The sequence below is a fragment of the Streptomyces sp. NPDC060366 genome (assembly GCF_042725135.1).
Lineage (GTDB): Bacteria > Actinomycetota > Actinomycetes > Streptomycetales > Streptomycetaceae > Streptomyces.
The window spans coordinates 493,999-516,793 of record NZ_JBHXDC010000002.1 but is presented as its reverse complement, the minus strand read 5'-3'; the positions used below and the strand labels follow the sequence as shown (position 1 = coordinate 516,793).

The following is a 22,795-nucleotide window of genomic DNA, read 5'->3' as shown; positions in this document are numbered from 1 at the left end:
TTCGTCGGATGGTCACCCAACCGCCGTACGCCCAGGGGCGTTTGTCGACGCCGCCGACCGGACCGCCCACGCGGCCCGGTCGGCGTGTGCTGGAGGGACCGGGCCTACCCCGTCACCGACCACCCGCTGAACTCGACCGTGCCGCGCAGCCCGCTGCTCCCGTTCGTCGCGCTCATGAACAGACCCACGTCCTGTACGCCAGCCGCGCCGGGGACCGGCACCGTGGCCACCGTCTGCCACGTCGAACCGTCGTCCTTCGAGCACGAGCCGGTGAACCCGCTTCCCGCGCGGGCCAGCCGCAGCAGCACCGGAGCCGTGACGCCCGTGACGCGCCGGTAGGTGTCGAGGGTGCCGTCGCCGGTCGTGTCGTACGAGAGCACCACCCCGTTGGACGGCGTCACGGCGAGGTTGATGATGCCCGGTGAGCCGGGCGTCCCCAGGCGGTCGCGGACGATGATCCCCGCGCGGGCCCATGCCCCCGTGTTCTCCTGCGCGTCCACCCGCACCGTCACGCTCACGCCGTCCCTGAACGCGCCTTCTTTGAAGGCCGTCCCGAACTGCGTGGTCGCCCGCCACAGGTCCTGTCCCGCGCCGTTGACCGCGAAGCGCTCGCCGAACTGCCCGAACACCGCCCCGTTGTTGCTGTACGTGCGCCAGCCCGATGTCAGTGGCCCCGCCACGTACACGGCGCCCCGCTGGACGGTCCGCACGCGCTCCTCGCCGCGCGGTCCGTACTCCAGCGCCAGCGAGTACGACAGCGGGCGCAGCGGCGCCGTCAGGGGCTCGTCGGGCGCGGTCACGGACCAGGAGACGGACCCGGTGCCGGCCGGGGCGACGGCGGGCAGCCGCGTGGGGCCGTCCGGCCGGGCGTCGATGCCGGTCAGGGCGAAGTCGACGGGGCCGGTGCCGCGCAGTCCGTTGAGGTATCGGAAGTCGGCCCTGACCGTGCCCTCGCCGCCCGGTGTGAAGGCGAGCGGGTCGGCGGTGACGGTGACGGCGCCCTGGTACGGGGCGGTGGCCAGGGTGTCCCGTACGCGCAGGGCCGTCCGGTAGGCGTCCCCGGTCGCCCGCACCGGATAGCCGCCGCGCGCCCGCGTCCACGCGTCCTCGTCCACGTACCAGTCGAACGTCTTCGGTTCGCGCCCGGCGGCCAGCGCGTCGGCCAGCTCGTCCAGATAGTCCTGCCACTGCGGCAGATGGACATCGGCGAGCAGGCCCTGCCAGTCGCGGTTGGCGTAGTTGCTCAGATGCCCGGCGGCCGATCTGTCGGCCCAGGTGGTGATCAGCGTGCGCGCCGACCACTCCAGTGTCGCGGCCTCCGCCGGACTCGTCGCGAGCCGTTTCGCGTCCTCCAGCCACGGACCGAGCAGGAAGGAACGGTGGCAGCCCGCCATCGTGTCGCTCAGCCGCATCAGTCTCAGCCACAGCGCGGCCAGCGCGCGGAACGTGGCGGCGTCGCCTCCTTGGTAGGCGCCGCGCAACTGCGGCAGCAGCAGCCGGGAACGGTTGGCGAGCGCCTGCCTGGCCAGCTCCGTGACGTCGTGGCGGTACGCGTCCGAGCCGCGCAGCCCGGCCGCCACGTCGAGCAGCGAGCCGAAGGCCTTGTCGAACTCGCCGGTGTCGAAGGCGGTCCCGACGGACGAGGTGAGGGAGGGGCGGCGGGAGAACAGCGAGTCGACGGGGCGGCCGTCGGCCGTCGTCAGCTTGTACGCGGTCGCCGCCAGCACCCCGAAGGCGTCCCGCGCGGCGCTGTCCTCGCCGCCGTAGCGCAGATCCGCGTACGACCGGAACCAGCTCTCCCGGTCCACCGCATCCTGACGCCACGCCAGCTCGCTGAACAGCTCGAAGGCGGCCGGGTCGCGCTCGGCGGCCTCCGGCATGTACGCCGTGCCGACCAGCGCGCTGTCCGGCTTGTCGCGCCAGGCGGTGAACCGCTCCGTCCAGCGGTCGGAGTTGGCGCCCAGCGTCGTACGGCCGCCGAAGTTGGGGATGGTGCCGAAGGCGTACGGCGCGCCGCCCCAGTCCCTTTCGCGGTCCGTGACCGAGTCCAGGTCGGAGAGGCCGTCGACGATCAGCACGCGGTCGGTGTCGATGGCGTCGAGCAGGGCCGGCACGGGGTTGGTCTGCCAGCCGAGGATCACCCATGTCGCGCCGGGGCGGGCCGTGTGGAGCGAGGTCTCGACCGCGCGGGCGGCGTCGGGCACGGGGACGTCCCCCGCGCTGCCGCCCTCGTGCAGCAGGTCCATCTTGAAGTGGTTCACCTCGCCGAAGAGATCGGCCTGGTGCCGGTAGAAGGCGGCGGCGACCTCGGCGAAGACGGGGGTGCGCGGGTCGAGCCAGTCGGGGCGCGGCAGCCCGTTCCAACTGCCCTGCGGCACGGTCCTCGCGCCGGGGTTACGGGCGGCGAAGCCGTCCGGGACGGTGCCGAAGTAGCCGGGCAGTACCGGGGACATGCCCAGTTCACGCATCCGGTCGGTGATCCGCCGGCCGAGCACGGCGCGTGCGTCGATCAGCTCGGGGGAGAGCGGGCCGCCGTACGCGCTCATGTTCTGAAGCAGCCACCACGGCTGGTGCGAGGGCGCGGGCAGCCAGGTGCGGGCCTCGGTGTCGGAGTAGCCGAAGCCGGTCAGCAGCCGGTGGTAGACGGCCTCCTGACCGGTGGTGACCAGCACCTCGTTGCAGCCGTGCAGGGCGAGGACGTCGAGCATCCGCTCCCAGCGCGGCCAGTCGGCGTACGGGGCGGTGTAGCCGTCGTGCGTGTCGTTGAAGGCGAACCGGTGCCTTACGGTCGCCGAGCGCTCCAGCGGGCGGCGGGGCGCGGGCAGCGTGACGGGCAGGTCGAGTTGGCTGCCCGACCAGCTGATGTGGGCGCCGCACGCGTACTTCAGATACCAGTGCACCCCGGTGAGCAGGACGCCGGCGTCGGTGCCCGACACCTCGATCCGGCCGGCGGACCCGGCGACCCGGAACCGCTCGGGGCCGCGCGTCACCCGGAACCGGAACTGGTCGGCGTGGCGGGGCAGCAGTCGCTCCACGGCGGCCCGCGCGGCGGCGGTCGCGGCACTGTCGTCGGACGCGGGGGATGGCGCGGGAACGGGCGCCGGGGCGGACGGCGGCGCGGCGGGGCGGGCCGCGGCGACGGAGTGCGAGGTCAGCGCCGTACCGACGCCGATCGCCCCGGCGCCCGCCAGCAGGACGCGTCTGGATGGGGCGGCGGGCACGGGCGCCGGGGCGGGAGGGGTGGAACTCGGCAGCTCGGTCATCAGCGGTCCTCTGTGACGGGTGTGACAACAGGTGCATGCGGAGCGCACGTTAATGACGGGGAGGGGGGTGGGCAACGATGTGATGCCCCGTTCACCCGCGCGGGGGCTTGTCGAGAGGGCACGATGGCCGAATGCGTACCGAACGACCCCGACTGGCACTGGTGGTGCTGGCCCTGGCCCTGTTGAGCGGCTGCGGCGCGAACGACGACGAGGCCCCGAAGACGCCGAAGACGGCGACCGGGAGCCTCGAACAGCTGGCCGAGCAGGCCACATGCGATCCGAACGTGCAGACCGACGCGGAAGAGTTGCGTCAGGCGAACTGCAAGACCGGTGACGGCAGATACATCCTCACCACCTTCGCGACGGACCGCGGTCTGCGCGAGTGGATCAACGAGGCCAACGACTACGGCGGTTCGTATCTCGTCGGCAGGAGGTGGGTGGCCAGCGGCGACGCGAAGGTGGTCGAGACGCTGCGCGGCCGGCTGGGCGGGACGATCGAGACGGCCCCCGAGCACCACTCGGGGAGCGGTGGCAGCGACGGCAGCGACAGCGACGGCGGCAGCGGCGCCAGTGGCGGCGACGGCGGCAGCGGTGAGAGCGAGGGCGGGGACGGGCACTCGGGTCACCACAAGAAGGGCTGACACGCGCGGGCGCCGGACGAGCGGGAAGCTCGTCCGGCGCCTGCGGATCACGTCATACGGCTAGTTGCATTCCTTGCCGGTGTTGATGCAGTCCACCATCTTGGTCATCACGTTGTCGTCGAAGACATTGATGAAGTCACCGTGGTCGGTGATGGGCTTGTGCAACTGCTCGGGGAACGAGTCCACCGCGAATCCGGGGCCCGGCGGGATGTCGTACACGATCCGCTGCTTCAGCTGCGGAATGGCCTGGAATCCCTCCTGGCACTGACCGTTCTCGTCGGCGAACGCCACATGGGTGCGGTGATTCGCGCTGTCGGTGTTCTGACCGTCCCAGCAGCTCTGGAAGGCGAAGGAACGCACCACCTGGCTGCCCGCGGGGCAGATCGGGTATTTGTCCTTCAGCTGGCGGTCCTCGAATCCGGTGCAGCTCCACGAGGCATTCGCGTTGGCGTCGCCGTTGACGAACGCCTTCGCGTCACCGGTGATGATGCGCAGGAAGCGCGGCATGGCCGTGACCTTGGAAGTGGCGTTGCCGGCGAATTGCAGCGTGACCTCGGACGGTGTCTGGATCTCTCCGACGTTGCCGTCCTTGCCGCCGCCGTCCTCGTTCGCGTCGGCCTCGTTCTGACCGTTCTGGAGGCGGATCACCGGCCAGTAGTAGGTGGACTTGTCACCCTGCTCGTTGCAGGTCGTCTCACCGTTGGCGAGGTCGTCGTCGCTCGCGAATGCGTTGTTGGCCTGGTTGCCCACGTAGTCGTGCTTGTGGTGGGCGCCGTTGCTCACACCGGGCGCGGCGATGACGTTGTCCGAGTTGAAGAGGCCGTTCTCGTTCCGCCCGCATTCGGTGGTGAAGGTGCCGGTCGAAGCCTGCTCCTGCTCCTGCGGCTGCTGGATGTTGGGCTCGATGGACTCGATGTCGACGAAGTCGGAGGCCTCGGGGCCGTTGCCGGGGGGCTGACCGCCGTTACCGCCGTTGTCGCCGCCCTGCCCGCCGTCCTGGCCCGCGTTCTGGCCCTGGCCACCGTCCTGACCGGCGTTCTGTCCGCCGTCCTGGCCGCCGTTCTGACCCTGGCCGCCGTTCTGGCCGCCGCCCGGGTCGCCCTCGTTGGTGCTGTCGTCGGGGCGCATGGTGCAGGGGGCCAGCGAGTCCAGGCTCTTCTGCCAGTGCCCCGCGCGCTTGAGCGCGGAACGGATGCGCTTGAGGCTGGCGAGCCTCTTCTGCTTCAGCGGTTTGAGGATCTTCCGCTCGGTGAGTTTCGGATCTCTCTCCAGTTTTGTCTTGTTGTCGGCGAACCGTTTGTAGGCGGCAGTGATCTGCGAATCCATCCTGGCCAGTTCCCGGTCGACCTGAGCACGGGCGCGCCTCGGCACCTTGGTGAGCTCATTGACGACCTCGGGACAGTCGATGGTGGACATCTGGCGTCCGGCATTCTGGATGCGCTGATCCTGGCCGGAGCCGCCTTCTCCAGCGGATGCGTAGACATTTACCGCTACCAGCCCACCCCCGCCCAGAATCAAGGCTGCCGCGGCCGCGATGGCCCGGTTCGCCACTGTCGAGCGTTTTCTTGACGTGCGTCCCATGGAACTCCTCAAGCTTCGGTGCCGGTTCAGGGGGATCTCCGGCGGGGGGAGGAAGCGCTCCGTTCCATACGGACGTCATTCGCGGCCTGTTCAGCCGCCGGGGGAATTCATAGAAATCTCCATCAACAAACCGGGCGGATGCCCCCAACACACCCCGCCCGGCGGTCCCTTGGACAACACGGGCGCCGAAGCGCCCCGGCCGTCACTACTGCTGTCCCCGGTCCAGATAGGCGATCACCGCGAGCACGCGCCGGTTGTCGTCGTCCGACACCGGCAGCCCCAGCTTCCCGAAGATGTTCGACGTGTGCTTCGACACCGCCCGCTCCGTGACGACGAGTTGGGCGGCGATCGCCGCGTTCGACCGCCCCTGTGCCATCAGCTCCATCACCTCGCGCTCACGCGGCGTCAGCTGGCCGATCGGCTTGTCCTGGGCGCGGCGGGAGAGCAGTTGCTGGATGACCTGGGGGTCCATCGCCGTACCGCCGCCGGCGACCCGGCGCACCGCGTCGATGAACTGGTCCGCGTCGAAGACCCGGTCCTTGAGCAGATAGCCGATGCCGCCGTTGCCGTCGGCCAGCAACTCGCGCGCGTACAACTGCTCCACGTGCTGCGACAGGACGAGGACGGGCAGTCCGGGACGCTCCCTGCGCGCGGCGAGGGCGCACTGGAGTCCCTCGTCGGTGTGCGACGGCGGGAGCCGGACGTCGACGACGGCGACGTCCGGCTCCAGTTCCGCGAACGCCTTCGTCAGTTCCGGTCCGGTCTCCACGGCGGCCAGGACCTCGAAGTCGTACGCCTCCAGCATCCGGACCAGGCCGTCACGGAGCAGGAAGAGATCTTCGGCTAGGACAACTCGCAAGGGATCTCCACGGTGACCATGGTGGGGCCGCCCGCGGGGCTGCTGACGGCCAGGATGCCGTCGAATGTACCGAGTCGGCGCTCCAGTCCGCTCAGCCCGGTACCGGAACCGATCTTCGCGCCGCCGACGCCGTTGTCGCCGACGCTGACCCGCAGCATCGACTCCGCGTAGGTCATGTCGATCCAGACGCGGTCCGCGTTCGAGTGCTTGATCGCGTTGGTGAGGATCTCGCTCACCGCGAAGTACGCGGCCGACTCCACCGGCGCCTCGGCGCGGCCCGGCAGATCCACCTGTACGTCGGTCTCCACCGGCAGCCGCAGGGCCAGCGCCTTCACCGCGTCGCCCAGACCGCGCTCGGCGAGTACCGGCGGGTGGATGCCCCTGACCAGGTCGCGCAGTTCGGTCAGCGCCTCGGCGGAGGACTTGCGGGCGTTGGCGATCAACTCCTTGGCCTTGGCCGGGTTCTTCTCGATGAGCGCCTCGATCGTGCCCAGGTCCATGCCCATGGCGACCAGGCGGGCCTGCGCACCGTCGTGCAGATCGCGCTCGATCCGGCGCAGTTCGGCGGCGGAGGTGTCCACGGCGTCGTGCCGGGTCTCGGTGAGATGGGCGACGCGCTGCGCCAGCTCCTGGTCCTGGTTCGGCGCGAGCAGGGACTTGGCCAGCAGGAAGTGACCGCGCTGCACGTCCTTGGCGTACCGCACGCCCACCGCCGCGATCGCCGCGCCCAGCAGGGCGGCCAGCACACCCGTGAACTGGCTGTGGACGGGGACGAACCCGTACCAGTACGAGCCGCCCTCCTCGAAGACCCGCCAGAGCCCCGCCGCCAGCACGAGACCCTCCACCGGGTAGGCGAACAGCCCCAGGGAGACGAAGGCGACGATCGCGCCCGCCGTCATGTCGACCATCAGCCACGCCAGGTCCCGCCAGGTCGCCGGGTCCTTCAGCATCAGCGTCGTCCGCTCCACCTGGCCGGTGACACCGGAGCGCAGATCGGCGGGCATCGGGCGGTACGGAACCGGGATCCTGACGTCGGACCAGGTCGCCGCCAGCAGCCGGCGCCGGTTGGCGTGCGCCCGCACGGCCCGCAGGACGTGCGGGGTGGTGAAGACGCCGATGCCCAGAATGATGAAGGCGATCGAGAGCACCGAGAGGACGAACAGCGTGACCGAGCCCACGACGGCGGTGACCCCGAGCACCAGCCCCCGGCCCGCGGTCGTCGCCGCCTCCGCGGCTACCCTCTTCGTCCTGTTCATCGTCGTTCCTCTCCTCGTCGCCCGTGCCCCATCGGCCCCCGGCCCTCGGCCCGACCAGCGGGCACGAGCATCAGTCTGCCGGGCGGGGCCCGGCCCACGGGAGCTGGCTCCGCCCCCAATCGGTGGTGTAGCTAGCACCACTCGGGCGCCCCCGGCATCCCCGCCCCCGGCCCTCCCCGCCGCCACCGTCTCCGCGCACCGCAGGAGCACTCACAGACCCAGCAACGCCGCCTCCACCTCCGGCGCCAGCCCGAGCGCCGGGCGGTCCGGGCGCTGCGGGGCCGTGCCGCCGATCGACCGGAGCCAGGCCCAGGTGTCGAGGACGGTCTCCCGCGCCGGCCGGCACCGCAGCCCCGCCGCCAGCGCCTTGGAGACGTCGCCGCGGTGCATCATGTCGTGCAGTTCACCGCGCGGCAGCCAGACCGGCAGGTCCGTCCACGGCTCGACCCCGGCGGCGAGGATCGCGTCCGGATCCGTCCAGCGCAGCTCGGCGTCCGAGCCGGTGGCCTCGGCGCACGCCTCCAGCAGCCCGCCCATCGTGGTGTGACCGGGCGGACTCACCAGGTTGTACGCGCCCCCGAGGCCGCGCGCCGCCGCGTCGAGGGTCCACTCGGCGAGGTCGCGTACGTCGATGTACTGCAACGGGTTGTCACGCGGTCCGGGCGCGAGCACCGGCCCGCCGCGCGCGATCCGCCCCAGCCACCACGGCAACCGCCCCACGTTCTCCCAGGGACCGAGGATCAGGCCCGCGCGCACCAGAAGCGCGCGGTCGCCGAACGCTGCCTCGGCGGCCAGCTCGCCGCCGAGCTTGTCACGCGCGTAGTCACGCTGCCCGGCGTCGGCGGCGGCGCCCTCCACCAGCGGGCCGTCCTCCGGGAGCCCGGCGGGGGTCGGGTACGCGTACACCGAACGGCTCGACACATACGCGTAGTGCCCCGCCCGGCCGGCCAGCAGCCGGGCCGCGTCGAGCACGGCCGACGGGGCGCCCGACCAGGTGTCGACGACCACGTCCCACTCGGGAGCCGCGCCCCCCGTCGTGGCGGTGAGGGCCGCGAGGCCGTCCGGGGCCGTGCGGTCACCGTGCAGGACATCGACGCCCGCCGGTGGCTCGTGGTGCCCGCGGTGGAAGACCGTCACCTGCCAGTCGTGCGCGAGCGCGGCCTCGACCACGGCACGGCCCACGAACTCGGTACCACCCAGTATCAGAAGTCTCATGGGGGAACCCTGCCACGGGGCTGTCCGATTACCGGATCCCTTCTGCTGCGGGCATAGCAGGTCAACGGCGTAAGCACCATCTGCCGCACGCGTCACGGGGATGGCAGCATGAGCGCACCATGACAGATGCCCGGTCGCCGATGCGCGCCCTGCGGGCCGCGATCCTCGCGGCGGTGTGCGTGACACTGGCCGCGGTGGGGCATTCGTCCGTATCTGCCGGGTCGGACCATGAGATTCCGCTCGGTGTGCTCACGGCGGCGTTCGCCGTGCTCGCCGGTCTGTCGTGGCTCGCGGGCGGGCGGCGCCGGGGCATCGGATTCATCGCACCCGCCGTGCTCACCGCGCAGGGCGCGCTGCATATGACGTTCTCCGCCGTGGGGACGCACGGCGCGATGCCGTCGCGGGGCCACGGTCATCCGACGGCGGGCATGGGCGCCGGTGCGGACATGGGGGAGAGCACGGGCGGGGTGAGCGTGGCCGCCGTCCTGGCCGCCGCGGGCGACACCTCGCCGGGCATGCTCGCCGCCCACCTCCTCGCGGGCGCGGGCTGCGCACTCTGGCTGGCCCGCGGCGAGGCCGCGTTCTTCCGGCTCGCCCGGACCGTCGCCGCCTTCGCCTTCACCCCACTGCGGCTGCTGCTCGCCGTGCCCCGGCCGCTCCCCGTACCGCCGCCCGCACGGCCCCGGCACCGCGCCCGTGCGCCGCACCGGCCGCGCGGCGCCGTCCTGGCACACGCGATGTCCCGGCGCGGACCGCCCGCACTCCGGGCGCTCCCGATCCGAACGACGGCCTCCGGGGCCGCCACCGCCATGGTCTGACCTGGGCGGGGCCCGGGGGCCGATTTCCCCGTGCCACGCCAACTCCTAGGACAGCCATGGCCATTGACGACCCCGTACAGGGCGCCGACTCCCCACGCGCCGCCACCGAGAAGCCGAACGACAAGAAAGCGGACGACAAGAAAGCGGACGACAAGAAAGCGGACGACAAGAAGACGAGCGCGAAGAAGGCGAACGGCGGTGGGAAGCCCGCCGCTCCCACGACCACCTGGGGCGCCGTGCGCCCGCTCGTCCTGCGGCTGCACTTCTACGCCGGCCTGCTCGTCGCCCCGCTCCTGCTGATCGCCGCCACCAGCGGGCTGCTCTACTCGCTCTCCTACCAGGCGGAGAAGGTCGTCTACCGCCAGGAGCTGCGCTCCCCGGACAGCGACCGTACGGCCATGCTCTCCCAGCAGGTGGAGGCGGCACGCGCCGAGCACCCCGACGGCAAGGTCACCGCCGTCTGGCCCTCCTCGGAGGACGAGGAGTCCACCCGGATCCTGATGACGATGCCCGACAGCGAGGAGAGCAAGTCGCTGGCGGTGTTCGTCGACCCCCACACCGCCCAGATTCGCGGCGAGCTGGACAGCTACGGCAGTTCCGGGGCCCTCCCGCTGCGTACGTGGCTCTCCGAACTCCACCGCCATCTGCACCTCGGCGAACCCGGCCGCATCTACAGCGAGCTGGCCGCGAGCTGGCTGTGGGTCGTCGCGCTCGGCGGGCTGCTGCTCTGGATCGGTCGCCGGAGGACCTCGAAGCGCGCGCTGCTGCGGCCCGAGCGCGGCGCCACCGGGCGCCGCAGAACACTCAGCCGGCACGGCTCGCTCGGAATGTGGGCCGCGGCGGGATTCCTGGCGCTCTCCGCGACGGGCCTGACCTGGTCGACGTACGCGGGCGAGAACATTGGCGCCGTTCAGGACCAGCTCGGCGGCGCCACCCCCGTCGTCTCCGCCGAACTCAAGAGCGGCGAGGGCGCGGGGGCGGGTGCCGGAGGCCACGAGGGGCATGGCGGCGACAGCGGGGCCGGCGGTGACCACGAGGGCATGGACATCGGCTTCGACAACGCCCTGACCGCCGCGCGCCAGGCCGGACTCGACGGCCCCGTGACCGTGAAACCGCCCGCCGACGGCACGGCGTACGTCGTCGCGCAGCGCGACAGCCAGTTCCCGCTCCGGCTGGACTCCGTCTCGGTCGACCCCGGCACCGGCCTCATCCTCGACGAACTGCGCTTCGCCGACTACCCGTTGCTCGCCAAGCTCACCCGGATCGGCATCGACGCCCACATGGGCCTCACGTTCGGCGTCGTGAACCAACTGCTGCTCGCCGCCCTCGCCCTCTCGCTGATCCTGATCATCGTCTGGGGCTACCGCATGTGGTGGCAGCGCAGGCCCACCCAGGACCGGAGGGCGGGCGTGGGCAAGCCGATGGCACGCGGGGCGTGGCGGAAGGTCCCGCTGTCCGTGCTGCTGCCGCTGATCGCCGCGGCGGCACTGGTCGGCTGGTTCGTACCGCTGCTCGGCATCACGCTGGTGGCGTTCCTGGTCCTGGACGTCGTGCTCGGCGCGGTGGCTCGGGCACGGGCAGCGCGGGCGGGCGCGGCCGCCGGCGGCTAGTCCGTACCGCACACGCGTGAGGCCCCCGCCGGGCGAACCGGCGGGGGCCTCACACATACGGAGCCAAGGGCCGAGGCCCCCGGGGTCTAGGTCGTGTCTTCGAAGTAGCGCCGTCCGCCCGCAGGCCGAGTCCGACAACGCGGCGAGGTGCCGTGCCAGGCGTCGCCGGCCAGGCGGGACTTTGAAGACACGGCCTAGGGCGCGTACTTGTAGCCGACCCGGCGGATCGTACGGATCGTGTGGCGGTGCTCGACGCCCAGCTTCCGGCGCAGCCTCGCCACATGCACATCCACGGTCCGGCCGTCGCCCACGTGTCCGTAACCCCAGACGGTGGTCACCAACTGGTCGCGGGAGTGCACCCGGTGGGGGTGCGCCACGAGATGGGCGAGCAGCTCGAATTCGAGGTACGTCAGATCCAGCGGGCGGCCGTCCACCTCGACGGTCCGCTCGTCGGGGTCGATCCGCACCGGCCCCTCGCCGGCGCCGGGAGCCGGGACGGGCCCCGGTGTGTGCGAGGGGGTGGCCACCGGGTGCTGATCGGCCGGTACGAGCACCAGATAGCCGATCATCGGAGGCCGGCCCGGCAGCGTCGGCAGGGTGTGCGCCGGGGCCGGCAGCCAGGTGGAGCCGGGCGGCAGGAAGTCCGCGAGCCGGTCGGCCGTACCGGCCGTACCGGGCGGTACGACCTCGTCACGGTCGACGGCCCGCAGTCGGTGACGGCCGGAGGTGGCGGGGGAGGCCGCGGTGACGGCGGCGGTGACGGTGGAGAAGGGGCGGGAGTTCGCCATGAGGGGTCAGCTCTTTCGCGCGAAGGATGTCGTCGAGTCGACAGGACGGGACGTACGTCATTCGCGACGGCCGAAGGCCTGGGAAGAGGCTTTAGAGGGCCGGCGCGTTCCTCGCGCGGCAACACACCCGGTCGAAGTCGTGATGCTGCCGGGACGGCCAGAACGGCTCAAGGTCGATGCGACCCGACGCGTCGTGCTGAAGGCTGGCCATGACCTCATTGAAGCAGAAACGCGGGCGCAGCAGGAGTGCTCTCTCACTGGTCGGTACGCGAGGAGAGATCCATTGGCCATTTCATGGGCCGTTCATGGGGTTAACAGCCCGTTCACGGAGCGCGCCCGCGTCGGTCTCGTCCGGGTCCGGCGGCCGGAAGAGGTCCGTCAGCCGAGCCGCTTGCGCCAGTCAAGGTCCTGCACGTCGATCGCGGATCCCGGCGAACCGTCCCATTTCACCGACAGACCCGCGCCCGACAGGGCCGCCGTGACCTCCCTGCCCACCGCCGCCGTCGTCTCCTCCGAGCCGTCGAACCCGCCGTAGTAGAGCGACAGCCCGCCCCCGAGAGCCACCGCCTCGGTGCACTGCGTATGGAAGAAGACGAAGCCGCGCACCGTCCCGGTGTCGCCGTCCTCACGCTCGGCGCCGATCTCCGCCAGGCCGCAGCCGCGACAGCAGGTGAAGTTCTCGCGGGCCACGATGCCCCGCGCGTCCAGCCCCTCGAAGACCGCCGTGATCCGCTCGGGGTCCGTCTCGCCCACCCAGGCCGCCTGCTCATCGACCCGCTCCAGCCACAGCCGGTCCACGATCCGCTGCGCCTGCGCGGCGGAGACGGGCCGCTCGTCCCCGTCGACCAGCCACTCCTCGGCGTCCTCGGTGAGCTGATCCCGTCCGTCGTACCCGCGCTTTATCAGCCCGCGCACGTAGTCCTCCACCTCCAGCCGCGTCGTGTCGTCGAGCTCCGGCACCGGCTCGCGGCTCGGCAGCTCCACCGGATTCCAGACCACGCCCGCGTCCCAGCCGGGCTCCTGCCGGGCCCACGCGACCATGATCCGGGCCACCGACTCCGCGTCCGGCAGCTCCGTGCCGAACATCGCGTCGGCGGAGCCGTCCCGGTGCTCCAGCGTGTAACTCTCGGCGCTGTCCCGCGCCACCTGGATGAACACGTACGGCCGGTCGGGGATCCGGTCCACGGTCAGGAACTGATCGTCGACACCCCCGATCCGCGCGACCAGCTCCCCGAGCCGGTCCGCCGAAATCCGCTCGTATTCCTGCCAGTTCTCCGTCTTCACCCTGATGGCCAGCATGGGAATCACTGTGGCACAGGCCACTGACAACTGCCCTCCGGCCTCCGGCTCCCGGCGGCGGGGGCCGGAGGTCGGCGGCACGGTCACTTCAACAGCGTGCCGAATCCCGCCGCGCGGATCCGGCGCACGATCTCCTCGGGCGTCGTGCCCAGTTGGTCCGCCGTCCGCCGCAGATGCCAGTCGTTGCCCGCCAGGCTGTTCAGCAGATGACCCCGTCTGATCTGCGCCGGGGCCAGCCGGAACGTCTTCAAGTACGCCGTGCGCCCCTTGTGGTCGGTGATCAGCTCACCGATGTGCTGCCCCTCGGAGCCGAGGCGGAACGGCGGCAGGAAGCGGTGCATGTCGAACGACGCCATGCGGTACACCCGCTGGAACGAGTACGACGTGCCGAGCAGTTCACGCGCCATGACCATCTCGTGCGACTCGCGCCAGGCCCGCTCCTGCGCACGCGCGGCGGCCCGCAGTTCGGCGAGCGTCCCGATGTGCCTCCCGTCGCCGAGCCGCGCCTCGAAGTCCCGTACGGGCGCCCCGAAGTGGCCGTACTGGTGGATCAGCTCCCCGTACATGTCCTGGAGCAGTGTCGGGTGCAGGGCGCGGTAGTCGTCGGGGTGCGGCACCACGAAGGCGGCGGCGAGCGCGTCCGCGACGTACACCAGCACCCCGCACTGGCCCGGATGGATCTCGAAGACCCGCAGCGCGTCGGCGAGTCCCGGCACGTCGTGCCCGAGGTAGGCCGCCTCGGAACGGGGCGACAGACCCTGCCTCAGCGACTCCTCCGACCACTGTTTCCACGCGATCGTCGGCCCGCCGAAATGCAGCGCCAGATAACCCTCCATGGCCAGGTGCAGCGGCAGGAACCGGCAGCGCGTGACGGCGCCGCCCTGCTGCCCCTTCTTCTTGGAAGGGCGCCGCTTGACCATGCGGTGATGCCGGCCGACCGTCATGCCCGTGGGCCGCGCGGTGTCCAACTGTGTTCCGTAAGAGGCCGATTGCTCACCCGACCAGTCGGCGACGAGCCCGTGCGGGATGTACGACACGTAACCGATGCCCGGCGACACCAGGACCTCGCCGAACCGGTCGTACACCTCCCAGTGCAACCGCAGCCCCGGCAGCGGCTCCTCGCGCACCAGCGGCACGAGGCGCACTCCGCCCCACACCTGCGCCGGGCACGTCGTCAGCCCGGTGAAGTCCAGCCCGGTCACCGTCCCCCGCCTCCCTCGTACCTGAGCAGAAAGTTCTCGATCCGCCGGTCCAGATACGCCTGGAGCTCGGCCAGTCCGGTACGGCCCTCGGCGAACTGCGCGATCTCCGCCAGCGCCGGAAGGTCCTCCGCGTCCCGGATCCCCGCCGTCGGCACACTCGCCGCCAGCCGGCGCACATCGAAGTCGTCCGCGTCGTACACCGGATTCAGATGCACGACCGTCGTACGCCGCTCCCGGTCCAGGCGCGTACGCCACACCCGCAGGACCTCGCCCGCCAGACCCGGGGGCGCGTTGTCCCAGCCGTCGGAGACGATCACCAGCCGGTCGGGGGCGTACTCCAGCGCGTCGACCACACGCGTGCCGAGCGGCGTCGGGCCCCAGGGGCGTACGAGCAGCGGGTCCGTACGGCCCGAGGTCCACCACACGCCGTACGATCCAGGCGCCGCCAGCGCCTCCAGCAGGAAGTGCGCGCCGAGCGCGACACCGAGCGGACGCCGGCGCTTCTCGCCCGAGCCGGACGAGGAGTAGCTGTCGTCCAGTACGGCGGCGACGCGCCCCCATGTCCCCGCGTACGCCCCCGCCGCCCGGCGCGCGGCCCTGCGCAGCGCGCCCGTCAGCTCCGCGCGCCGGCGTATTCGCTCGTCGGCCGGCAGCGACAGGGCGTAGAGCGCGAGCCTGGTCAGCGGCATGGCGGAGAGGTCGGTCCGTACGGCGGCGCCCTTCTCGTCCGCGCCCGCCTCGCGCTGCGTGCGCAGCCGTTCCTGCCGGGTCATCCGGGGCGCGATCCGCTCCACGAACGCCGAACGCCGCACGCCGTGTTTGGCCGCGAAGCCCTCGGCGACGCTGAACGGCAGCTCGTAGAGCGCGCCCTGCTCGTAGTGCGCCCGGCGGTGCGCGTCGAGGAGCCCGTGTTCGTAGCGCGGTCGTACGCCCGGCGCGAAGAGGAAGTCGCCCAGTTCGCCGGTGGCCGGGCCCGCGCCCGTCGCCGTCTTCAGCGGCAGATGGAAGTGGCGCGCCGCGGTCTTCAGCCCGTCGCGGTACTTCACCGCGTCGTGCCCCAGGTCGGGCCGGGCCGCCAGCCAGTCGCGCAGGATCGCGCGGGTACGGCGGTTGGAGACCTTCGCGGCGCGCAGCGCGCGGAAGAGACGGTAGACGCGCTGCGGCGGCAGCAGCGCCAGCCGGGCGGCGATCAGCCGGCCCTCCGTCCGCTTCTGGTCCGGGCCGCTCTCCCCGGCCTCGCCCGCCGTACGCAGCAACTGCTCGACGACGCGCGCCGCGTTGTGGTCGTTGATGTCGAGCGCGAGCGAAGCGGCGTACACGGTGCGGTAGTTGACCCGTACGTACTCGTGGAGGAAGTCGAGCGAGAGCCGCTGCCGGTAGGCGTCGGAGCGGAACTCGCGCTGACCGGTGGACGTGACGGCGGCGTTGACGAAGAGCAGTACGTCCTCGGCCGCGATCAGGTCGGAGTAGGTCTCCTCCGTCATGATGTCCCCGTCTCCCCGTACGTTCGCGCGTCACGGCTCCGCGCATGCCGAAGCCGGCCGGGGCATGGGGGCGCGATCAGCGAAATTATTGCTTCAGAGGCAAGTCCCGGAAGTCGCACCGGAGGCCCGCGGCCGGCCCTCGAAACGTAGCACCGGGGGTCCGGTACGGCGCCACCCAATTCCCGGGCCGCTCTGGGCCGGGGTGGGTGCGGACGGCACACTGATCCGTATGAGCCAGCTACGCATCGCACTCCTCGGCACCGGCCCCTGGGCCGAGCGCACGCACGCCCCCGCCATCGCGGCGCATCCGGACGTCGTGTTCAGCGGCGTCTGGGGGCGGCGCCCCGAAGCCGCCGCCGAGCTCGCCGCCGCCCACGACACCAAGGCGTACGCCGGTGGCGGTGACGGCGGTACGGGTGGTGCGGGTGGTCTGGAAGGGCTCGACGCGCTGCTCGCCGTGAGCGACGCCGTCGCCTTCGCCCTGCCGCCCGACGTCCAGGCCCCGCTCGCCGCACGCGCGGCGGCGGCCGGCTGCCACCTCCTCATGGACAAGCCGGTCGCGACGACCGTGCCCGGCGCACGCGCCGTCGCGGACGCCGCCGAACGCGCGGGCGTCGCCTCACTCGTCTTCTGCACGCTCCGTTTCGCCTCCGGGACCGCGGAGTGGGTCGAGGAGCAGGCCGCGGTGGGCGGCTGGTTCACGGCACGCGCCCACTGGCTCGGCGCGCTGTACGGGTCGGGCGACAAGAGCCCGTACGCCGACTCGCCCTGGCGCCGCGAGAAGGGCGGTCTGTGGGACGTGGGCCCGCACGCGCTCTCCGCGCTGCTGCCGATCCTGGGCGATGTGACGGGCGTGACGGCCGTACGGGCCGAGCCCGACCTCACGCATCTGGTGCTCACGCACACGTCGGGCGTGACGAGCTCGGCGGTGCTGAGCCTGAGCGCCCCGGAGAAGGGCGCCGGCGCGGGGCTCGAACTGCGGGGCGAGCACGGGACGGCGGTACTCCCCGAGGGCTGGGGCGACCCGGCGGACACCTTCGGTACGGCGATCGACGCCCTGCTCACGGCGGCGCGCACGGGCCGACCGCACGCGTGCGACGTGCGGTTCGGCCTGCGCCTGACGGAGATCCTCGCGGAGGCGGAGGAGCAGATCGGTCGTGGGACGACCGGCTGATTTCCGGCGGCTCTCCGTGGGCCGATCTCAGCCCACGCGTTCGATCCGGGCGTTGCGGATCAGGAACTTGCCCGGCTCACGGACCTGTTCGAACGCCGCGTCGTTGAGCAGCGCGCAGCTGCCCGACGGCGCGGTGACCTGGACCGTGGTGGATTTGTCGTTGTCGAGGTTGGTCACCTTGAGCGTGGTGCCGACGGGGAACTCGTTGCTGGACGCCGCCGGGGCGCCCGCCTCGCCGGACAGCGTGACGGTCGATCCGGCGCAGACGACCTCGCCCGCCCGGCCCGGATCCGAGCCCGCGCCGGTGCCCGTACCTGTACCTGCACCGGTGCCTTCGCCGACGTCTTCCCCGTCGGCGGGCGGCGCCGCCTCGGCCGGGGGTGCCTCGGCGGGGGGTGCCGCGCCCGAGTCGCTCGGGCCCACCTCGCAGCCGGACGCCGCCTGCTTCCGCCTGATCTCCTCGATCACGTCCTGCCGGTTCTTGATCCGCGCGTCGGACAGGGCGTCCGGAGCGGCCCGCTGGCCGTCGATGAAGCGCTGGTTGTTGGAGAGGGCCGTGTTCAGCCCGTCGCACTCCACCGAGGCCTGGCTGGTGCCGGTCATCGCCACCGCCGTACCGCCCACCAACGCGACCGCGCCGACGAGCAGGGCGATCTTCTTCTTCCGGCTGAAGGATTTCTTGCGCGACACGTGGGGCTCCTGTTCCCGGCCGCGAAGGGCGGCCGGCTGGGTTCCGTGTGCCGTTACGTACGGGTGGGGAGCCGGTTCCGCTCAAGCGTCGCGGCAGCAACTTCCGCGACACCGGAGACAGTTCGCCGTCCGGTCCCGCGCCATGCCTCCGGACATCGCGTGCGACTGCCGCCGAATCTCCCTCAAACACCGTCTGGCCAGGGGCGATTGTCAGTGGGGGGCGGTAGAATTGTAAGTGTTCGTGAGGGTTCCACCACCGTGCCGGGAGGTCGCCGATGGCCGTTGCCACAATCACGACGAAGCTCTTCGACATCACACAGCCAGCAGCAAGGACCGTGCAGCGCAAGCCACTGCCCGCGGGACAGCCCCGTGAGTGGTACGAGACCCACAACCGCCGCCTTAAGGCCATGCGCCTCGCCATCGCCCTGCTCGACTCGGGGGTGTATCACCCGGCGAGCGCGACCAACCGGAAGATACGTGCGACGGCGTCGCTGACGGGCATCCATCCGCCGTCGGACACGACCTGCCGCATGGTGCGTGCCCTGATCCGCTACGGGCGCTGAAGGAACCGACCGCGCCGACGGGCGGGGGGCGGTGAGATAGCGAAACCCCGGTACGGAGTTGGTGGAGGCACCTGTTCCGTACCGGGGTTCTGCTCGGTCCCGCCGATGACCGGCGGGGGCGGCTGCCAGGCCGGCCGACGCGTCCGGCATGCTGAGGCCGGTGACCTCTTCCGAAGCCGGGCACATACACATACGCGCAGGCACGCGCCGGTCGTCAGCGACGGAGCCGCCCCGAGCGTCGACCCGTGCGCGGACGCGATGAACGCCGTCCTCTTCGGCTTCCTGCCCATCTGGGTGATCACCGGCCTCGGTTGGGTGGCCGCGCGCCACGACATCCTCGGGGGCCAGGCCCAGCACGTCCTCGGGCGCTTCGCCTTCACCTTCGCCATGCCGGCCCTGCTCTTCCTGGCGATGGCCGGGGCCGACGTGACCGCCCTGCTGAACGTCGGCGTCCTCGTCTTCGCCATCAGCCTGATCGTCGTCTTCGCCGCCGGGCTGCTGATCAGCCGCTGGGTGTTCCGGCGCAGCCGGGCCGAACAGGCCATCGGCGCGATGGCGGCCGGTTACGTCAACTCCGCCAACCTCGGTATCCCCGTCGCCGTACACGTCCTGGGCGACACCTCCTTCGTCATCACCGTGGCCCTTTTCCAGATGCTCTTCATCGCGCCGGTGGTGCTCGTCCTTCTCGACCTGGACGTACGGCGCGAGACGCGCGGGCGCGCCGCCCGGATGCTCCAACTGCCCTTCCGCAACCCGATCATCGCGGCCTCCCTCGCCGGAGTGGCCGTGTCGGCGCTCGGCCGGCCTCTACCCGCCGAGGCGACCGCACCGCTCGAACTGCTCGGCGACGCCGCCGTCCCGGCCGCCCTCTTCGCGCTCGGCATGTCCCTCAACACCCGTGTGCGGTCGGACTCCTCCGCACGCGCCGAACGGGCTCTGCTGGTCGCCCTCAAGATCGTGGCCCAGCCGCTGCTCGCCTACGCCGTCGGCCACTGGCTGTTCGGGCTGAGCGGACACACCCTGTTCGCCGTCGTGGTCTGCGCGGGACTGCCGACGGCGCAGAACGCCTTCATCTTCGCTTCCGAGTACCGGCTCAACACCGACCTCGCGAGGGACACCGTCATCCTGTCCACGCTCTGCTCGATGCTGTCCCTGTCGGTGATCACCTGGCTCCTCGTCTGACCCACCGCACCTCGCCGTCGTGCCACTCGTCGGTGGGCTCCAGACCGGCGGCGCGCGCGACGGCCCCCGACGCCGCGTGGTCGGGGTGGACATGGGCGGCGATGTCGCGCACCGAGCGCTGCGCGAGCCGGGCGACCAGCCCCCGCGCCGCCTCGCTCGCGATGCCCCGCCCCTGGAAGGCGGTCCCCACCACCCAGGCGATCTCCGCGACGAGCTACGGCTCGGGCCCGCTTTCCGGCGGGACCGCCGGGCCGGACGGACTGATCGTCGCCTGGACCGTTCCCGTCAACGGGCCCTGCCCCTCTTCGCCTTCCCGGAGTCGGATGACCCAGTTGCACCAGGACTCGGCCGGATCGGCAGGTCCGGCGGCCATGCGCGCGTAGCGCGAGCGCAATTCGTCGGCGGTCGCGGGCGCGCCCCCTATGAACGTGTGCAGCGCCGGGTCGGACAGCACAACGGCCATCTCCCGTGCGTGCTCCACCCGCTGCGGCACCAGCACCAGCCGCTCCGTCCGGATGACGTCCGCCTCGATACGGCTCATCGCTCGGCCTTCCCGCCCCAGGTTCTCCATGTGACTCATAGTGACATCGACCACTGACAACCGGCCACCGACAATCGGTCGCGGACCGGGCGCATCCGGCGCACGGGGCGGACCGGGTCAGAGCCACCGCGCCGGGTCGGTGCCCCACATCGACGGCGGGCCGGCCCAATCGTCCGGCCCGCCCTCGTAGTTGACCGGCGACCTGACGTACCGCAGCCGGCCGTACGGCGAGGGTGTCTCGGCCATCCACACCTCGGCGCCGTTCGCCTCCGGGAGGCCACCCTCCGCACGGTCACTCGCGGGCTCCGGCCGGATGTCGTGCATCAGCCACGACGCGGTCCCCGCGAGCGAGAGCCGCAGATGCCGTCCCTCGCCGTCGTCGCCACGCTCGGTGAGCGCGCGCAGGATCGCCGCCGCGAGGAGATAGCCCGTGCTGTGGTCCAGAGCCTGTGCGGGCAGTACGCCGGGCCGCCCGTCCGCTCCCCGCTCGATGAGGGAGATCCCCTTCGCGGCCTGCACCAGCGAGTCGAACCCACGCCGCTCCCGCCACGGCCCCGTCCAGCCCCACGCGTCGAGTCCCGCCACGATCAGTCCGGGGTACCGCTCCAGCAGGGTGTCCGGAGCGAGTCCGTACCGGTCGAGCGTGTCGGCGCGGTAGCCGAGGACCACGACATCGGCGGAGCCGAGCAGTTCCTCGAAGACCGCCAGATCGGCCGGGGCGTTCAGGTCCAGCCGGGTGGAGCGCTTGCCGAAGCCGGTGTCGGCGTGGGCCTTCGGGTCCTCGGGCAGTCGAGGCGGGTCGACGCGCAGCACGTCGGCGCCCAGCAGTCCCAGCGTGCGGGTGGCCACGGGCCCCGCGATGACCCTTGTCAGATCGAGAACCCGCACCCCGTGCGCGGGCAACGCCCCTTCCCCCGGCGGACGACGACGAGCGGCGGCGCGGCCCTTACCGCCCGCCACCCGCCGGCTGTCGATCAGCGGCCACCGGTCAGTCGCGGGCTCCGCCACGGCCACCGCCAGCCCGCCCGCCGCGTACACCGTCTCCTCGACCCACCGGGCGGGGCGCGTCCGCAGCTCGTCGGCGAGCCGCTCACGCGCCGTGCCGTCGTCGTCCGTGCCGTCGTCGGGGATGCCGAGCGAGGACAGCAACCGGGCCCGGTGGTGCGGGTAGTTGGCATGCGTCCGCACCCAGCCGTCGGCCGTGGGCCAGAACGAGGAGAGCGGGGCGAACGGGGACCACGCCCGTCCGTCGATCCGCAGATGCCGCTCGCTGACGAACGCCGCCCCGACGGCCGCCTCGTGCACCCGGACCGCCGGTGCCTGCCGCCCGGACCGCCGCGCGACCAGTTCGGCGGCGGCCAGGGAGCAGACCCCCACGCTCGCCCGCGCCAACTGCCGTACGGGCAGCCGTGACGGCAGCACACCGGGAGCGGGTACGTACGTCACCCTCCCCGCCGACTCGGGGTCGCCCCCGAGAGCGCTCCAGGCGTGCGCGGTCGCCGTGTCGACGTCCTGTGTCACGAGCGGGTGTCCTCTCCGTCGCGCTGAAGGCGGGGTTGTCAGTGGCAGGTGCCAGAATTCCCATCATGTCTCTCGCCGACCTCACTTTCGACCGCTGGCGCGCCCTGGACCGGGACGCCGCGCACCGTCTCGCGCGTGAAGCCGCGCGGTCGGCGGACGGCCGGCTGGTGGAGTTCGACGGCGCGCCCCAGCCGGGTGGTGTCCCGCACCGCGCGGTGATCGAGCGCGGGGGACAGCGGTTCGCCCTGGTCCCCGGCGGCGAGGTGACGGTCGGATTCGACCTGGAGAGCTGGCGGCCCCTGCCGGAGCAGCTCGACTCCTACCGGACGGAGAGCCTCGCCGGTGGATTCGGCTTCGACGACGACCTCGTTGCCCATCTCGCGCGGTGTCTGACACCGAGGCGTACGGCCACGGTGCCGACCGTGCTGATGGCGGTGGAGCCGCGGGAGCTTCCCGAGGACGCCGATTCCGTCACGGAATTCCTCACGGACCAGGGACTGCGGCTGCCCGCTCCGGACGAGTGGGAACACGCCTGCGGGGCGGGCGCGGAGACGCTGTTCCGCTGGGGCTCCGCCTGCCCGCTGGACCGGGCGCCGTACGGGGATTACGACGACCCGGCCGGCCATCGGCGCCGGCCGAACGCCTTCGGGCTGCGAATAGCCCGTGACGTCTACGAGTCGGAGATGACGTCCGACCCGGGATCCGTCTACGGCGGGGACGGCGGCGAGGCGGTCTGCGGTGGTTACGGCGCCTTCGTCGCGTGGCTGCCCCTGGCGACCGCCAACCGTAACCCCGGCATGGCCGAATTCCTCAACGGTCCCGAGGGCGAGGACATGGGCGACGAGTTCGGTGTCCGCCCCGTCCTCGACCTCGGCTGAGCGGGACGCACCCTCAGCCTCGCGCGAAGATCCGATCAATCCTGGTGGCCGATTTCCCTCCCCGGTCGCCCTGTTGGGCGCTGTCTTCGCCAGGAGAGAGGTCAAGGGGGACATTTTGTCATGGAGGAAAACTAATCTTCGGATAGTTCAGCGCCGACCCTTGACCCCCCTATACCTCCGATGTTCACTACGCCTGACGACGCCGCCGCCTCGTCGAAGATCAGCCTCGG

Annotated in this window: 18 protein-coding genes and 1 pseudogene; 7 read left to right on the top strand and 12 right to left on the bottom strand. The window is 71.9% G+C overall.

All coding sequences use genetic code 11. The features are described from left to right. Positions 1 to 104 precede the first annotated feature (104 nt). On the bottom strand, positions 105 to 3,263 hold the full coding sequence (locus ACFWHU_RS06980; RefSeq protein ID WP_387224201.1) for an alpha-N-acetylglucosaminidase: 3,159 nt from the start codon (positions 3,261 to 3,263) through the stop codon (positions 105 to 107). Between the two features lie 131 nt (positions 3,264 to 3,394). On the opposite strand from ACFWHU_RS06980, the gene ACFWHU_RS06975 reads away from it, so the two are divergent. Further along, complete coding sequence (locus ACFWHU_RS06975) at positions 3,395 to 3,904, top strand: hypothetical protein (RefSeq protein WP_387224200.1); 510 nt, start codon at positions 3,395 to 3,397, stop codon at positions 3,902 to 3,904. Between the two features lie 60 nt (positions 3,905 to 3,964). On the opposite strand, the gene ACFWHU_RS06970 is transcribed toward ACFWHU_RS06975, so the two are convergent. From ACFWHU_RS06970 to ACFWHU_RS06955, 4 genes are all read right to left on the bottom strand, one after another. Next, positions 3,965 to 5,485, bottom strand: coding sequence for a DUF1996 domain-containing protein (locus ACFWHU_RS06970; protein ID WP_385793026.1), 1,521 nt, complete (start codon positions 5,483 to 5,485; stop codon positions 3,965 to 3,967). Positions 5,486 to 5,690: 205 nt separating this feature from the next. Then, positions 5,691 to 6,344 (bottom strand): LuxR C-terminal-related transcriptional regulator, encoded by a 654-nt coding sequence (locus tag ACFWHU_RS06965; protein ID WP_385793027.1) that lies wholly within the window; start codon positions 6,342 to 6,344, stop codon positions 5,691 to 5,693. Further along, positions 6,329 to 7,600, bottom strand: a complete 1,272-nt coding sequence (locus ACFWHU_RS06960) for a sensor histidine kinase (RefSeq protein ID WP_387224199.1) — start codon at positions 7,598 to 7,600, stop codon at positions 6,329 to 6,331. Before ACFWHU_RS06960 ends, ACFWHU_RS06965 begins: the two co-directional genes overlap by 16 nt. Positions 7,601 to 7,810: 210 nt before the next feature. Then, the gene (locus tag ACFWHU_RS06955) at positions 7,811 to 8,815 is read right to left on the bottom strand and encodes an SDR family oxidoreductase (RefSeq protein WP_387224198.1); all 1,005 of its coding nucleotides are present in this window, start codon (positions 8,813 to 8,815) and stop codon (positions 7,811 to 7,813) included. A gap of 119 nt (positions 8,816 to 8,934) precedes the next feature. Between ACFWHU_RS06955 and ACFWHU_RS06950 the strand changes: the two genes are divergently transcribed. Together ACFWHU_RS06950 and ACFWHU_RS06945 are read left to right on the top strand one after the other, a co-directional pair. Next, on the top strand, positions 8,935 to 9,633 hold the full coding sequence (locus ACFWHU_RS06950) for a hypothetical protein (protein WP_387224197.1): 699 nt from the start codon (positions 8,935 to 8,937) through the stop codon (positions 9,631 to 9,633). Between the two features lie 56 nt (positions 9,634 to 9,689). Further along, complete coding sequence (locus tag ACFWHU_RS06945) at positions 9,690 to 11,243, top strand: PepSY-associated TM helix domain-containing protein (protein WP_387224196.1); 1,554 nt, start codon at positions 9,690 to 9,692, stop codon at positions 11,241 to 11,243. Positions 11,244 to 11,437: 194 nt separating this feature from the next. Here ACFWHU_RS06945 and ACFWHU_RS06940 read toward each other — a convergent pair whose 3' ends face one another. The 4 genes from ACFWHU_RS06940 to ACFWHU_RS06925 all read right to left on the bottom strand — a co-directional run bounded on the left by ACFWHU_RS06940 (position 11,438) and on the right by ACFWHU_RS06925 (position 16,016). Then, positions 11,438 to 12,031 (bottom strand): winged helix-turn-helix domain-containing protein, encoded by a 594-nt coding sequence (locus tag ACFWHU_RS06940; RefSeq protein ID WP_385793034.1) that lies wholly within the window; start codon positions 12,029 to 12,031, stop codon positions 11,438 to 11,440. A 378-nt stretch (positions 12,032 to 12,409) separates the two neighbouring features. After that, a complete protein-coding gene (locus ACFWHU_RS06935; protein WP_387224195.1) occupies positions 12,410 to 13,330 on the bottom strand; it encodes a DUF6891 domain-containing protein in 921 nt (306 codons plus the stop codon). Positions 13,331 to 13,413: 83 nt separating this feature from the next. Next, a complete protein-coding gene (locus ACFWHU_RS06930) occupies positions 13,414 to 14,532 on the bottom strand; it encodes a hypothetical protein (protein ID WP_387224194.1) in 1,119 nt (372 codons plus the stop codon). Next, positions 14,529 to 16,016 (bottom strand): hypothetical protein, encoded by a 1,488-nt coding sequence (locus ACFWHU_RS06925; protein WP_387224193.1) that lies wholly within the window; start codon positions 16,014 to 16,016, stop codon positions 14,529 to 14,531. The genes ACFWHU_RS06930 and ACFWHU_RS06925 overlap by 4 nt, the downstream gene beginning before the upstream one ends. Positions 16,017 to 16,245: 229 nt before the next feature. Between ACFWHU_RS06925 and ACFWHU_RS06920 the strand changes: the two genes are divergently transcribed. Continuing rightward, a complete protein-coding gene (locus tag ACFWHU_RS06920; RefSeq protein ID WP_387224192.1) occupies positions 16,246 to 17,190 on the top strand; it encodes a Gfo/Idh/MocA family protein in 945 nt (314 codons plus the stop codon). A gap of 27 nt (positions 17,191 to 17,217) precedes the next feature. On the opposite strand, the gene ACFWHU_RS06915 is transcribed toward ACFWHU_RS06920, so the two are convergent. Continuing rightward, on the bottom strand, positions 17,218 to 17,880 hold the full coding sequence (locus tag ACFWHU_RS06915; protein ID WP_387224191.1) for a hypothetical protein: 663 nt from the start codon (positions 17,878 to 17,880) through the stop codon (positions 17,218 to 17,220). A gap of 275 nt (positions 17,881 to 18,155) precedes the next feature. On the opposite strand from ACFWHU_RS06915, the gene ACFWHU_RS06910 reads away from it, so the two are divergent. Both ACFWHU_RS06910 and ACFWHU_RS06905 read left to right on the top strand, forming a co-directional pair. Further along, a complete protein-coding gene (locus ACFWHU_RS06910; RefSeq protein ID WP_078077665.1) occupies positions 18,156 to 18,443 on the top strand; it encodes a hypothetical protein in 288 nt (95 codons plus the stop codon). A gap of 258 nt (positions 18,444 to 18,701) precedes the next feature. Beyond that, entirely contained in the window at positions 18,702 to 19,625 is a 924-nt protein-coding gene (locus ACFWHU_RS06905; protein ID WP_385793040.1) for an AEC family transporter, read from the top strand. Here the strand turns inward: ACFWHU_RS06905 and ACFWHU_RS06900 are convergent. Both ACFWHU_RS06900 and ACFWHU_RS06895 read right to left on the bottom strand, forming a co-directional pair. Then, positions 19,606 to 20,166, bottom strand: a pseudogene (locus ACFWHU_RS06900) (GNAT family N-acetyltransferase). The gene ACFWHU_RS06905 and the pseudogene ACFWHU_RS06900 overlap by 20 nt on opposite strands. A 117-nt stretch (positions 20,167 to 20,283) precedes the next feature. Continuing rightward, complete coding sequence (locus tag ACFWHU_RS06895) at positions 20,284 to 21,687, bottom strand: CoA transferase (RefSeq protein WP_387224190.1); 1,404 nt, start codon at positions 21,685 to 21,687, stop codon at positions 20,284 to 20,286. A 65-nt stretch (positions 21,688 to 21,752) separates the two neighbouring features. Between ACFWHU_RS06895 and ACFWHU_RS06890 the strand changes: the two genes are divergently transcribed. Then, complete coding sequence (locus tag ACFWHU_RS06890) at positions 21,753 to 22,565, top strand: hypothetical protein (protein ID WP_387224189.1); 813 nt, start codon at positions 21,753 to 21,755, stop codon at positions 22,563 to 22,565. Positions 22,566 to 22,795: the final 230 nt, after the last annotated feature.

Excerpts from the sequence above, each read along its gene's own strand:
- ACFWHU_RS06950 (WP_387224197.1), top strand. The coding sequence starts at position 8,935 with ATGACAGATGCCCGGTCGCCGATGCGCGCCCTGCGGGCCGCGATCCTC.
- ACFWHU_RS06925 (WP_387224193.1), bottom strand. The coding sequence starts at position 16,016 with ATGACGGAGGAGACCTACTCCGACCTGATCGCGGCCGAGGACGTACTG.
- ACFWHU_RS06905 (WP_385793040.1), top strand. The coding sequence starts at position 18,702 with ATGAACGCCGTCCTCTTCGGCTTCCTGCCCATCTGGGTGATCACCGGC.
- ACFWHU_RS06980 (WP_387224201.1), bottom strand. The coding sequence starts at position 3,263 with ATGACCGAGCTGCCGAGTTCCACCCCTCCCGCCCCGGCGCCCGTGCCC.
- ACFWHU_RS06960 (WP_387224199.1), bottom strand. The coding sequence starts at position 7,600 with ATGAACAGGACGAAGAGGGTAGCCGCGGAGGCGGCGACGACCGCGGGC.
- ACFWHU_RS06935 (WP_387224195.1), bottom strand. The coding sequence starts at position 13,330 with ATGCTGGCCATCAGGGTGAAGACGGAGAACTGGCAGGAATACGAGCGG.
- ACFWHU_RS06945 (WP_387224196.1), top strand. The coding sequence starts at position 9,690 with ATGGCCATTGACGACCCCGTACAGGGCGCCGACTCCCCACGCGCCGCC.
- ACFWHU_RS06940 (WP_385793034.1), bottom strand. The coding sequence starts at position 12,031 with ATGGCGAACTCCCGCCCCTTCTCCACCGTCACCGCCGCCGTCACCGCG.
- ACFWHU_RS06890 (WP_387224189.1), top strand. The coding sequence starts at position 21,753 with ATGTCTCTCGCCGACCTCACTTTCGACCGCTGGCGCGCCCTGGACCGG.
- ACFWHU_RS06910 (WP_078077665.1), top strand. The coding sequence starts at position 18,156 with ATGGCCGTTGCCACAATCACGACGAAGCTCTTCGACATCACACAGCCA.
- ACFWHU_RS06955 (WP_387224198.1), bottom strand. The coding sequence starts at position 8,815 with ATGAGACTTCTGATACTGGGTGGTACCGAGTTCGTGGGCCGTGCCGTG.
- ACFWHU_RS06970 (WP_385793026.1), bottom strand. The coding sequence starts at position 5,485 with ATGGGACGCACGTCAAGAAAACGCTCGACAGTGGCGAACCGGGCCATC.
- ACFWHU_RS06920 (WP_387224192.1), top strand. The coding sequence starts at position 16,246 with ATGAGCCAGCTACGCATCGCACTCCTCGGCACCGGCCCCTGGGCCGAG.
- ACFWHU_RS06975 (WP_387224200.1), top strand. The coding sequence starts at position 3,395 with ATGCGTACCGAACGACCCCGACTGGCACTGGTGGTGCTGGCCCTGGCC.